Annotated in this window: 10 protein-coding genes, 1 pseudogene and 1 riboswitch; of the genes and pseudogenes, 8 read left to right on the forward strand and 3 right to left on the reverse strand. The window is 53.0% G+C overall.

Going from position 1 to position 12,682, the window contains the following annotated elements:
* Window positions 1–3: 3 nt before the first annotated feature.
* Entirely contained in the window at window positions 4–1,155 is a 1,152-nt protein-coding gene (argE, locus tag QVF11_RS28545; protein WP_287861237.1) for an acetylornithine deacetylase, read from the reverse strand.
* Between the two features lie 184 nt (window positions 1,156–1,339).
* Here argE and argC point away from each other — a divergent pair, with 184 nt between their 5' ends.
* The 4 genes from argC (at window position 1,340) to oxyR (ending at window position 5,778) form a co-directional block, all read left to right on the forward strand.
* Window positions 1,340–2,344, forward strand: coding sequence for an N-acetyl-gamma-glutamyl-phosphate reductase (gene argC, locus QVF11_RS28550; RefSeq protein ID WP_287861239.1), 1,005 nt, complete (start codon window positions 1,340–1,342; stop codon window positions 2,342–2,344).
* Window positions 2,345–2,350: 6 nt separating this feature from the next.
* A complete protein-coding gene (argB, locus tag QVF11_RS28555; RefSeq protein WP_287861241.1) occupies window positions 2,351–3,127 on the forward strand; it encodes an acetylglutamate kinase in 777 nt (258 codons plus the stop codon).
* 90 nt (window positions 3,128–3,217) lie between these two features.
* Window positions 3,218–4,591, forward strand: coding sequence for an argininosuccinate lyase (argH, locus tag QVF11_RS28560; protein WP_287861243.1), 1,374 nt, complete (start codon window positions 3,218–3,220; stop codon window positions 4,589–4,591).
* 269 nt (window positions 4,592–4,860) lie between these two features.
* Complete coding sequence (oxyR, locus tag QVF11_RS28565) at window positions 4,861–5,778, forward strand: DNA-binding transcriptional regulator OxyR (protein ID WP_112216369.1); 918 nt, start codon at window positions 4,861–4,863, stop codon at window positions 5,776–5,778.
* Here the strand turns inward: oxyR and sthA are convergent.
* Window positions 5,761–7,161: a Si-specific NAD(P)(+) transhydrogenase gene (sthA, locus tag QVF11_RS28570; protein ID WP_112216370.1), complete on the reverse strand. Its 1,401-nt coding sequence runs from the start codon at window positions 7,159–7,161 to the stop codon at window positions 5,761–5,763. The genes oxyR and sthA overlap by 18 nt on opposite strands.
* A 196-nt stretch (window positions 7,162–7,357) precedes the next feature.
* Here sthA and fabR point away from each other — a divergent pair.
* Both fabR and QVF11_RS28580 read left to right on the forward strand, forming a co-directional pair.
* Window positions 7,358–7,992, forward strand: a pseudogene (gene fabR, locus QVF11_RS28575) (HTH-type transcriptional repressor FabR).
* 15 nt (window positions 7,993–8,007) lie between these two features.
* Complete coding sequence (locus tag QVF11_RS28580) at window positions 8,008–8,367, forward strand: YijD family membrane protein (RefSeq protein WP_112216371.1); 360 nt, start codon at window positions 8,008–8,010, stop codon at window positions 8,365–8,367.
* A 48-nt stretch (window positions 8,368–8,415) separates the two neighbouring features.
* Here QVF11_RS28580 and trmA read toward each other — a convergent pair whose 3' ends face one another.
* The gene (gene trmA / locus QVF11_RS28585) at window positions 8,416–9,516 is read right to left on the reverse strand and encodes a tRNA (uridine(54)-C5)-methyltransferase TrmA (protein WP_287861246.1); all 1,101 of its coding nucleotides are present in this window, start codon (window positions 9,514–9,516) and stop codon (window positions 8,416–8,418) included.
* 116 nt (window positions 9,517–9,632) lie between these two features.
* Window positions 9,633–9,814: riboswitch (cobalamin riboswitch) on the forward strand.
* Window positions 9,815–9,881: 67 nt separating this feature from the next.
* On the opposite strand from trmA, the gene btuB reads away from it, so the two are divergent.
* Together btuB and murI are read left to right on the forward strand one after the other, a co-directional pair.
* Window positions 9,882–11,765 carry a TonB-dependent vitamin B12 receptor BtuB gene (gene btuB, locus QVF11_RS28590; RefSeq protein ID WP_287861247.1) on the forward strand — a complete coding sequence of 628 codons (1,884 nt, stop codon included), beginning with the start codon at window positions 9,882–9,884 and terminating at the stop codon, window positions 11,763–11,765.
* Window positions 11,710–12,561: a glutamate racemase gene (gene murI / locus QVF11_RS28595; RefSeq protein WP_112216373.1), complete on the forward strand. Its 852-nt coding sequence runs from the start codon at window positions 11,710–11,712 to the stop codon at window positions 12,559–12,561. The genes btuB and murI overlap by 56 nt, the downstream gene beginning before the upstream one ends.
* Window positions 12,562–12,682 lie beyond the last annotated feature (121 nt).

A 12,682-nucleotide genomic window follows, 5' to 3' on the forward strand; every position in this document is an offset into this window, starting at 1 on the left:
TTTTTAATGCCAGCAGAAATGGTGGACCACCTGAGTGATAAGCTCTCGGGTCGGCTTAATAAAGCGCGTTTCCAGGTACTCATCCGGCTGGTGGGCCTGATTGATAGAGCCTGGGCCTAATACCAGCGTTGGGCAGAGGGTCTGAATAAATGGCGCTTCCGTACAGTAGTTCACCACTTCGGTTTGTGCGCCGAGCAGTTTCTCCACCACCTCAACCAGTTTATGGTCCGGTGGGCATTCATAGCCCGGGATCGGCGGATGCAGCTCGGAAACGGTCAGCCGTCCAGGCCAACGTTCGCTCACCGGGGCCAGCGCTTCGTTCAGCAATCCATTGAGATCGTTGAGCGTCATTCCGGGCAGCGGGCGAATATCCATATGCAGTTCACAGCAGGCGCAGATGCGGTTTGAGGCATCGCCGCCGTGAATGGCTCCAAGGTTAAGTGTGGGGTACGGGACAGTAAACGCAGCGTAGTGATAACGCTCTTTTAAGTCGTCGCGCAGCTGCATGATGCGACCAATGGCATCGTGCATCAGCTCAATGGCGTTGACGCCGCGTGCCGGGTCGCTGGAATGGCCGGATTGCCCCTGGACGCGAACCGCGTTGGACATGTGGCCTTTGTGCGCCCGCACCGGCTGCAGTGACGTAGGTTCGCCGATAATGGCGCAATCCGGTCGCAGCTGGGTGGTTTCGGCGAAGTAGCGGGCACCGGCCATGCTGGTCTCTTCATCGGCTGTTGCCAGAATATAGAGCGGCTTTTTCAGCTTAGCGACGTCAACATCGCGCAAAGCATCGAGAATAAAAGCGAAGAAGCCTTTCATATCCGCAGTGCCAAGGCCGTAAAGTTTGTTGTCGTGCTCGGTCAGGGTGAAGGGGTCGCGAGTCCAGCGACCATCATCAAACGGGACGGTATCAGTATGCCCGGCTAGCAGCAGGCCGCCAGCACCGTTGCCGGTACTGGCCAGCAGATTGAATTTATTGCGTGTACCCGGCACCGGTTGAACTTCAACGTTAAAGCCAATATCGCGGAACCAGCCTGCCAGTAAATTGATTAAAGACTCATTGCTTTGATCCAGCGCCTCTTCGGTTGCGCTGATGGAAGGTGTGGCGATCAATGCGCGGTAAATCTCGATAAAGGGCGGTAAATTGTTTTTCATTGTTGACACACCTCGGGTCATGATAGTATCAATATTCATGCATTATTTATGAATAAAAATACATTATCACTGAGCCTAAGAAAACCTATTTAATGTAGGGATGATGTTCTTGCGGCTTAACAGGGTGGGGAAGGCAACGGTCTTCCAGAGCAAATATACGTAAGCAAGAAGGTGAAGAGCCCCAATGTTGAACACGCTGATTGTGGGCGCCAGCGGTTATGCCGGCGCAGAGCTAGTGGCCTATGTAAATCGCCATCCTCATATGACCATAACCGCTTTGACGGTCTCCGCGCAAAGCAATGATGCGGGAAAATTAGTTTCCGATTTGCATCCGCAGCTAAAAGGGATTGTTGACCTGCCGCTGCAGGCAATGTCCGATATTAGCGAGTTTAGCGCTGGGGTCGATATCGTTTTTCTCGCTACCGCCCACGAAGTGAGCCATGACCTGGCGCCGCAGTTTCTCGCGGCAGGTTGCGTGGTGTTCGATCTTTCCGGGGCGTTCCGCGTTAACGATGGCGCTTTCTACGAAAAATATTATGGTTTCACTCACCAGCACCCTGAGCTGCTGGAGCAGGCGGTTTACGGCCTGGCCGAGTGGAGTGTCGATAAGCTGAAAGAGGCGAATCTGATTGCGGTGCCGGGTTGCTACCCGACGGCGGCTCAGCTGTCGTTGAAACCGCTGATCGACGCGGACCTGTTGGATCTTAATCAGTGGCCGGTGATCAATGCGACCAGCGGCGTGAGCGGTGCCGGGCGTAAGGCTTCCATCGGCAACAACTTCTGTGAAGTCAGCCTGCAGCCCTATGGCGTCTTCAACCACCGCCATCACCCTGAAATATCCACTCATCTGGGGGCGGACGTTATTTTTACCCCGCATCTGGGCAACTTTAAGCGTGGGATTCTGGAAACCATCACCTGCCGCCTGAAGCCTGGCGTGAGCAAAGAGCAGGTCGCAGCAGCGTTCCAGCAGGCCTATGCGAAAAAACCGCTGGTGCGTTTATATGATAAGGGCATGCCCGCATTGAAAAATGTCGTGGGTCTGCCATTCTGTGATATCGGTTTTGCTGTCCAGGATGAACACATCATCGTTGTGGCGGCGGAAGATAACCTGCTGAAAGGCGCGGCAGCACAGGCCGTACAGTGTGCAAATATCCGTTTCGGCTTCGCTGAGACGCAGTCTCTTATTTAAGGTGTGATGATGAATCCTTTAATTATCAAACTCGGCGGCGTCCTGCTGGATAGCGAAGAAGCGTTGGAGCGCCTGTTTACCGCGCTGGTGAATTATCGCGAGACGCATCAGCGTCCGCTGATTATTGTCCACGGCGGCGGCTGCGTGGTGGATGAACTGATGAAGCAGCTTAATCTGCCAGTGAACAAGAAAAACGGTCTGCGAGTGACCCCTGCGGATCAAATCGACATTATCACCGGTGCGCTGGCGGGGACTGCCAATAAGACGCTGCTGGCGTGGGCGAAAAAGCACGGCCTGCCTTCTGTAGGGCTGTTTCTTGGCGATGGCGATAGCGTTAAAGTGACTCAGCTTGATAAAGAACTCGGCCATGTCGGCTTCGCTCAGCCGGGCTCTCCGGCGCTAATTAACACACTGCTGGCGGGCGGCTATTTGCCGGTTGTCAGCTCTATCGGCGTGACTGATGAAGGCCAACTGATGAACGTGAATGCTGACCAGGCGGCTACCGCGCTGGCGGCAACGCTTGGCGCAGACCTGATTCTGCTGTCTGATGTGAGCGGTATTCTCGACGGCAAAGGTCAGCGCATTGCCGAGATGACTGCGGCGAAGGCAGAACAGCTGATTGAGCAGGGCATTATCACCGACGGGATGATCGTCAAAGTGAATGCGGCTCTGGATGCGGCACGCACGTTAGGTCGCCCGGTGGATATCGCCTCCTGGCGTCATGCTGAACAGCTGCCAGCGCTGTTTAACGGAACATCGATCGGTACACGCATTCTGGCTTAATATTTTATGCCTGGCGGCGTTTTGCTTGCCGGGCCTACAAGACTGTAGGCCGGTTAATCCGGCGGAACTAACGAATAAAGGAAGCATGTTATGGCACTTTGGGGCGGGCGTTTTACTCAGGCAGCGGATCAGCGGTTCAAACAGTTCAACGACTCTTTGCGCTTTGATTACCGCCTGGCGGAGCAGGATATCGTTGGCTCTGTAGCCTGGTCCAAAGCGCTAGTGACGGTTGGCGTATTGACCGCTGATGAACAGCTGCAACTGGAAGAGGCGCTGAATATTCTGTTGGAAGAAGTGCGGGCCAATCCGCAGCAGATCCTCGAAAGCGATGCGGAAGATATTCACAGCTGGGTTGAAGGCAAGCTGATCGACAAGGTCGGTCAGTTGGGCAAAAAGCTACACACCGGGCGCAGCCGTAACGACCAGGTCGCCACCGACTTGAAGCTGTGGTGTAAAGATACCGTGGTGGAACTACTGTCGGCGAATCGTCAGCTGCAAAGCGCGCTGGTGGAAACGGCACTGAACAACCAGGATGCGGTGATGCCGGGTTATACCCACCTGCAGCGTGCGCAACCGGTGACTTTCGCTCACTGGTGTCTGGCCTACGTCGAAATGCTGGCGCGTGACGAAAGCCGTCTGCAGGATGCGTTGAAGCGTCTGGACGTCAGCCCGCTGGGGTGCGGCGCGTTGGCGGGTACGGCCTATGAAATCGATCGTGAACAGCTGGCTGGCTGGCTGGGCTTTGCTTCAGCCACTCGTAACAGCCTGGATAGCGTCTCTGACCGCGATCACGTGCTGGAGCTGTTGTCCGATGCTTCAATTGGTATGGTGCACTTGTCGCGCTTTGCCGAAGACCTGATTTTCTTCAATACCGGCGAAGCGGGATTTGTCGAGCTGTCCGATCGCGTCACTTCTGGCTCATCGTTAATGCCGCAAAAGAAAAACCCGGACGCGTTGGAGCTGATCCGCGGTAAATGCGGTCGCGTGCAGGGCGCGCTGACCGGCATGATGATGACCCTGAAAGGTCTGCCGCTGGCATATAACAAAGATATGCAGGAAGACAAAGAAGGGCTGTTCGATGCGCTGGATACCTGGCTGGACTGCCTGCATATGGCGGCGCTGGTACTTGATGGTATTCAGATGAAACGCCCGCGTTGTGAAGAAGCCGCGCAGCAGGGTTATGCGAACGCGACCGAGCTGGCGGATTATCTGGTCGCCAAAGGTGTACCGTTCCGTGAAGCACACCATATTGTCGGTGAAGCGGTGGTAGAAGCCATTGCTCAGGGTAAACCGCTGGAAGATTTGTCTCTGGTCGATTTGCAGAAATTTAGCAGCGTGATCGCCGATGACGTCTATCCGATACTGTCGTTGCAATCGTGCCTTGATAAGCGAGCGGCTAAAGGTGGTGTCTCACCGCTACAGGTTGCTCAGGCTATTGCTGATGCCAAACAGCGTTTGATTTAAATGTCAGCCACGCTGATGTTGAGGCGGTGAGTAAACGAAGCTCGGGTAACCCCCGGGCTTTTTTATGCAAAAAAAAGCGGACACAAGGTCCGCAAAAGTTCACGTTGGCTTTAGTTATCCGGGTAGAGAGAATCTATGAGGCAGTTCAATGATTTTCAGAGGTTTGCCTCGTTTGTGGGTTTATTATTGAACAGAAAACTTGATAGGGATAATCGTTCATTGCTATTCTATCTATCGCCATGGACTATCGTGGCAATGGAGGATGAATAATGAATATTCGCGATCTTGAATACCTGGTAGCGCTAGCCGAACATCGCCACTTCCGGCGTGCGGCAGACTCCTGCCACGTTAGCCAACCCACTCTCAGCGGACAAATCCGTAAGCTGGAGGATGAGCTTGGCGTCATGTTGCTGGAGCGCACCAGTCGTAAGGTTCTGTTCACCCAGGCCGGGCTGTTGCTGGTGGACCAGGCGCGTACTGTGTTACGCGAAGTCAAAGTGCTCAAGGAAATGGCAAGCCAACAGGGAGAGTCCATGTCCGGGCCACTGCATATTGGCCTGATCCCGACAATTGGGCCTTATCTGTTGCCACTGATTATCCCGATGCTGCACCAGACCTTTCCAAAGCTGGAAATGTATCTGCATGAAGCGCAAACCCATCAGCTGCTAGCGCAACTCGACAGCGGTAAGCTTGACTGCGCGATTCTGGCATTGGTCAAAGAGAGCGAAGCCTTTATTGAGGTACCGCTATTTGATGAGCCGATGCTGCTGGCTATCTACGAAGATCACCCATGGGCGAACCGTGACCGTGTGCCGATGTCGGAACTGGCTGGGGAAAAGCTGCTGATGCTGGAAGATGGCCACTGTCTGCGCGATCAGGCGATGGGTTTTTGTTTTGAAGCTGGTGCTGATGAAGATACCCATTTTCGGGCGACCAGTCTCGAAACGCTGCGTAACATGGTAGCTGCCGGTAGCGGTATAACCCTGCTGCCTGCCCTTGCCGTGCCGCAGGAGAGAAAACGCGATGGTGTCGTCTATGTGCCGTGCATTAAGCCGGAACCACGGCGTACCGTCGGGCTGGTTTATCGTCCTGGTTCGCCGCTGCGTAGCCGCTATGAACATCTGGCGGAGGCCATCCGCGGTAAGATGGATGGCCATTTCGATACAGCGTTAAAACAGGCGGTTTAAGCCATTCAACGCGGCTACCCGATAGGCTTCTGCCATTGTCGGGTAGTTAAAGGTGGTGTTAACGAAGTACTCAATGGTGTTACCACCACCTTTCTGCTCCATAATCGCCTGGCCGATGTGAATAATTTCGGCCGCGCGCTCGCCAAAGCAATGAATGCCGAGGATCTCTTTCGTCTCGCGATGAAACAGGATCTTTAGCGTCCCAACGCTCATGCCGACAATTTGCGCCCGTGCCAGATGTTTGAACTGCGCGCGTCCCACCTCATAAGGCACCTTCATGGACGTGAGCTGCTGTTCGGTTTTGCCGACGGAGCTGATTTCCGGAATGGTGTAAATCCCGGTAGGGATATCTTCAATTAAATGCGCGGAGGCTTCACCTTTGACCAGCGCCTGGGCAGCGATACGCCCCTGATCGTAAGCGGCGGATGCCAGGCTCGGATAGCCAATCACATCACCTACGGCATAAATATGCGGCAGGGCGGTTTGATACATACTGTTGACCTTCAGCTGACCGCGGCTATCGGTTTGCAGGCCGATGTTTTCCAGCGCCAGCGAGTCGGTATTCCCGGTGCGGCCGTTGGCATATAACAGGCAGTCCGCTTTCAACTTTTTGCCGGATTTCAGATGCATGATGACGCCGTCGTCAACACCTTCAATTTTCTCGTACTCTTCATTGTGACGAATCACCACGCCGCTGTTCCAGAAGTGATAGGAGAGCGAGTCGGACATCTCTTGATCGAGAAACGCCAGCAGGCGATCGCGGGTGTTGATCAGATCGACTTTGACTTCCATACCGCGGAAGATCGATGCATATTCGCAGCCGATCACTCCGGCGCCATAGATGATCACATGCCGTGGTTCATGGTGCAGGCTGAGGATCGAGTCGCTGTCATAAACGCGCGGGTGTGAGAAATCGACATCCGCAGGGTGGTAGGGACGTGAACCGCAGGCAATGACGAATTTTTCCGCCGTGACTGTCTCGACGGTGCCGTCGTGGCATTCAAGCGCAAGCGTGTGTTCATCGACAAAGTGCGCATTGCCCTGCAGGATTTCACAGTGGTTGCGCTCATAGAAACCCTGACGCATATGGGTTTGCTGGTTAATGACGCTGTCGGCATGGTTCAGAATGTCGGCGAAGGAAGAACGAAGAAGACGGGAATGGTCGCTGTAGAGAGGGTTCTGGTTAAATTCGATAATACGGCTAACGGCATGGCGGAGGGCTTTCGATGGGATGGTGCCCCAGTGGGTACAACCGCCGCCGACGTTATGGTAGCGCTCAATGACGGCAACGCGTGCTCCCTGTTTCACCAGCCCCATAGCAGCACCTTCTCCGCCAGGGCCTGAACCAATCACAATTGCATCATAATCCCAAGAGTGTGACATGGCATTACTCACCTGTTTTATACATAAAATAAACACGATGATAACATTCGGTGAGCTTTAACCCAATTATCGTTGTGCTTTTTTGCGTCATAAAAGCAGAAACAGCTCGTAAACAATCATTCACAATCCAGTGTAAACCGATTAGTTCTAATCTCTGGTATAGTGCCGACAGGGCCTTTGGAAGGATTCAGACAACGTGATGGGCGTAAGAGCGCAACAAAAAGAAAAAACCCGGCGTTCGCTGGTGGAAGCCGCATTTAGCCAGCTAAGTGCTGAACGGAGTTTTGCCAGCTTGAGCCTGCGTGAAGTTGCGCGGGAAGCGGGGATTGCCCCGACGTCCTTCTATCGACATTTTCGTGACGTCGATGAACTCGGTCTGACGATGGTAGATGAAAGCGGGCTTATGCTACGCCAGCTGATGCGCCAGGCGCGACAGCGTATTGCTAAAGGCGGCAGTGTGATTCGCACTTCTGTTTCTACCTTTATGGAGTTTATCGGCAATAACCCAAATGCCTTCCGTCTGCTGTTGCGTGAGCGCTCCGGTACGTCCGCCGCGTTTCGTGCCGCAGTCGCCCGCGAAATTCAGCATTTTATCGCGGAACTTGCTGACTATTTAGAAATCGAAAACCACATGCCGCGCGCCTTTACTGAAGCGCAGGCTGAAGCTATGGTCACCATCGTATTTAGTGCTGGCGCCGAGGCTCTGGATGTAAGCCCGGAATTGCGTCGACAGCTTGAAGAGCGACTGGTACTCCAGCTCAGAATGATCTCGAAAGGCGCGTATTATTGGTATCGCCGTGAACAAGAAAAAAATCAAATCATTCCGAATAACGTGAAGGACGAGCAATGAAACACTCAGTTCAAGATAAAGGTACGCTGCTGCTGGCGCTGATCGCAGGGTTATCCATTAATGGAACCTTCGCTGCGCTGTTCAGCTCAGTAGTCTCATTTTCTGTTTTCCCGATTTTATCGTTAGTGCTGACGGTTTACTGTCTGCATCAGCGCTATCAAAACCGCAGTATGCCCGTGGGGTTACCGGGGCTGGCCGCCGCGTGTTTCATTCTTGGCGTGCTGCTTTATAGCACTGTGGTGCGTGCGGAATATCCGGACATCGGTTCTAACTTCTTCCCGGCGGTGTTGTCGGTGATTATGGTGTTCTGGATTGGCTATAAGATGCGTAACCGCAAGAACGCGGCTGCAGAGTAATTCTGCTGAATTTTCCCGGCAACCATGATGTTGCCGGGTTACAGACATCTACTTCTTCGTTAACAGTACGCCGCATTCCATATGATGGGTATATGGAAACTGATCGAACAGCGCCAGGCGCGTGACTTCGTGCGTCTCACAGAGCGTTTCCAGGTTCTTGCATAAGGTTTCTGGATTGCAGGAGATATACAGAATCCGCGGATAGGCCTGCACCATTTTCTCCGTTTCACTATCCAGCCCGCTGCGCGGTGGATCGACAAAAATCGTCTCACACTGATAGCTTTTCAGATCAATACCTTGCAGACGGTTAAACTCCCGCACGCCGTTCATCGCCTGGGTGAACTCTTCTGCCGCCATACGGATAATCTGCACGTTATCAATATGGTTAGCCGCAATGTTGTATTGCGCCGCCGCCACGGACGGTTTGGCAATCTCCGTTGCCAGCACGCGTTCGAAATTCCGCGCCAGCGCTAGAGAAAAGTTGCCGTTACCGCAATACAGCTCAAGCAAATCACCGGTTGCACCTTTAGTTGATTCGACCGCCCATTCCAGCATCTGAATGTTCATTGCCGCGTTTGGTTGGGTGAAGCTATTCTCAACCTGGCGATAGACCATTTCACGCCCGCCGACCGGCAGACGCTCATCTATATAGTCCTGATCCAGCTCGATTTTGGTCTTAGTCGCGCGACCAATCAGATGCACGTTCAGATTTTGCGCGCGTAGCGCATCGCGGAAGATTTCTGCTTGCTGACGCCACTCGTCGTCGAGCTTTTTATGGTACAGCAGCGACACGATGGCCTGATTGCTCATCGTGGTCAGATAATCGACCTGGAACAGCTTATGGCGTAGCAACGGATTGTCGCGCACGCCCTCAACTACGGAGGTCATCAGCTGATTAATCAGTTCGCTGGCCGCCGGAAAGGTATCGACGCGAATTCGGGATTTGGTCTGTTGATCAAACATGATGTGGTACAGGTCATCGCCATCGTGCCAGATGCGGAATTCTGCGCGCATACGATAGTGGCTGACCGGTGAACGAAACACTTCCGGAACCGGGGCGGCAAAAGGGGCCATCATTTTCTGCAAACGGACGACTTTTTCTGCCAGCTGCGCTTCATATTGTTCGGTAGGAAGGTGTTCGGGGGTCATGATGCATCCTGAATAAAATAATTACGCGGGGATTGTAGGGAAAGTGTCGGGGATGTCCAGCTCTGATGATATTCAGAAATATAACGATAGAAGTCTGGACATCTATATGTTTCTAATTATAGCATCATGTTACCGGTCCTATGTGTTAATAGGGAATCCAGTGTAAATCTGGAGCTGACGCGCAGCGGTAAGGAACAGTGGGATGAGCGCATTATGCAGACACTGCGGTGGTTTAGCGGGAAGTCTTCATCCATAACACACCCCAAGCCCGAAGACCTGCCGGAACACGTCGCATTTGGTTTCTATCATCGCGTACTACTGATAGTAGCCGGCGGCATCCTTTGTATATTACGGATGCTTTTAAAATGATTAAAAAGGCTTCGCTGATGACGGCCCTCTCCGTCACGGCATTTTCCGCTTGGGCGCAAGACAGCAATTCAGATACGTTAGTGGTGACGGCAAACCGTTTTCAACAGCCGGTCAATACGGTCCTTGCGCCAACGGATGTTGTTACGCGGGAAGATATTCAGCGCTGGCAGTCAAAAGATCTTAATGATGTGATGCGTCGCCTGCCGGGGGTGGATATTTCGCAGACCGGCGGGATGGGGAGCAGTTCTTCCCTCTACGTTCGCGGCACGGAAGCACGTCATGTGCTGGTGCTGATTGATGGGATCCCAATGGCGCGGGCAGGTATTGGTAACGCCATTGACATTGGCCAGATTCCGGTATCCCTGGTGCAGCGTATCGAATACATCCGCGGGCCGCGTTCTGCTGTTTACGGTTCCGGGGCGATTGGCGGTGTGGTCAACATCATTACCATGAGTGACGATGAACACGCGCAGATCAATGCCGGGATGGGGTCGAATGGCTACCAGACTTATGATGGAGCGGTAAATAAACGTTTTGGCGACACGATGGTGACGGCGGCAGGTGCCTATCAGACGACCAAGGGCTTTAACGTCAAACCAGATTCCCCTTACAGCGGCGATAGCGACCGCGATGGTTATAGCAACAAACTGTTCTGGGGTGCCGTACAGCACAAGTTTGACGAGAGTTTTTCGGGTTTCTTCCGTGGTTATGGATACACGACTAACAACGATTATGATCAGGATACGATGTATGGTTCTCCTGCTGGTAACGACGAGGGTCGGAACTATAACCAATCCTGGGACACTGGACTGCGTTATAACTCGGGCATCTATTCCTCTCAGCTAATTGCGAACTATCAGCACCTTAAAAATTATAACTACAGTAGCAACCTTGGCCGCTATGCGGGTGATGCTACGCTGGATGACATGGAACAGCGTTATATTCAGTGGGGTAACAACTTTGAAGTAGGACATGGTTCAGTGAGCGGTGGTGTTGACTGGAAACAGGAAAAGCTGACTTCCAGCAGTACGACGAAATCTGATATCTACAAACGCGACACCACAGGGCTTTATTTGACCGGGCAGCAACAGATCGATACCGTCACGCTGGAAGCCTCGGGTCGTGAAGATCACGATGAGCAGTTTGGCTGGCACGGCACGTGGCAAACTGCGGTGGGCTGGGAATTTGTTGATGGTTATCGCGCAACGCTTTCTTATGGTACCAGCTTCCTGGCGCCATCTTTAGGGCAGCAATTCGGCGCGACGCGTTATGCATCGCAATATTATTCAGGTATTGCAGCAAACCCAGATCTAAAACCGGAAGAGTCTAAACAGTGGGAAGCGGGAATTGATGGGATTACGGGGCCACTGGATTGGAAAATCTCAGCATACCATTATGAAATTCAAAACCTGATTGATTATAAAAGCGCGAACAACGTCAACCAGTATATCAACGTGAAGTCGGCCACCATTAAAGGTCTGGAGTGGACAGGGAACATCACGACTGGCCCGGTAGAGCATCACCTGACGCTGCAATATACTGATCCTCGTGACGATGAAACCAACCAGGTTCTTGCTCGCCGAGCGAAACAGCAGGTGAAGTATGAAGTCACCGGGCAGGTTTATGACCTCGGCTGGAATATCGCTTACCAATATCTGGGTCAGCGCTATGACAACGACTATGATGAGACAACAAGCTCCTCTAGTCGCGTTAAACTGGGTGGCGTAAGCCTATGGGATGTCGGATTGTCATATCCGGTCACCTCACACCTGACAGTTCGTGGTAAAATAGCCAACCTGTTCGATAAAGATTACGAGACAGCATATGGCTACCCAACTGCAGGACGGGAATACACCTTGTCTGGCAGCTACACCTTCTAAACCACGTCCCACCGTGCTGGTGTTTGATTCCGGCGTCGGTGGGTTGTCGGTATATAATGAGATTCGGCATCTCCTGCCGGAACTCCATTACATCTACGCTTTCGATAACGTCGCTTTTCCATACGGTGAGAAAAGCGAAGAGTTTATTGTTGAACGAGTCCTTGAGATCGTGACCGCTGTTCAGCAGCATTACCCGCTGGCGCTGGCCGTTATTGCCTGTAATACCGCAAGTACCGTTTCCCTCCCCGCACTGCGCGATAAATTCGCATTTCCTGTCGTTGGTGTTGTCCCGGCAATAAAACCGGCAGCACGCTTGACGGCGAATGGTATTGTGGGTCTGCTGGCAACGCGCGGGACGGTAAAGCGTCCTTATACACGCGAACTTATTGCCCGCTTTGCTAATGAGTGTCGGATCGAGATGCTGGGGTCGGCGGAGTTGGTGGAACTGGCGGAAGCTAAACTGCATGGTGAGCCAGTCCCGCTGGATGAGCTGCGTCGTATCCTGCGGCCCTGGCTGAGGATGCAGGAACCTCCAGATACTGTTGTGCTGGGCTGTACGCATTTCCCTCTATTACATGACGAGTTGCAACAAGTTCTGCCTGAGGGGACGAGAATGATCGACTCCGGTGCGGCCATTGCGCGTCGAACGGCCTGGCTGCTGGAGCATGAAGCGCCGGATGCAAAATCTAGTGATGCGAATATTGCGTACTGCATGGCGTTGACGGCAGAAACTGAACAACTTTTACCCGTTCTGCAGCGCTATGGCTTCGAATCGCTGGAAAAACTGCCGCTCTAAGGGTGTTTTGCGCAAAAAAGAGACGGTTGAAAGGTTTTTTGAAAACAGGGCTTGTCAACTTCTCAGAACTCCCTATAATGCGCCACCACTGACACGGAACAACGGCTTACAGGCCGCCGGG

Source organism: Klebsiella sp., assembly GCF_027492335.1.
GTDB classification, from domain to species: Bacteria; Pseudomonadota; Gammaproteobacteria; order Enterobacterales; family Enterobacteriaceae; genus Klebsiella; species Klebsiella huaxiensis.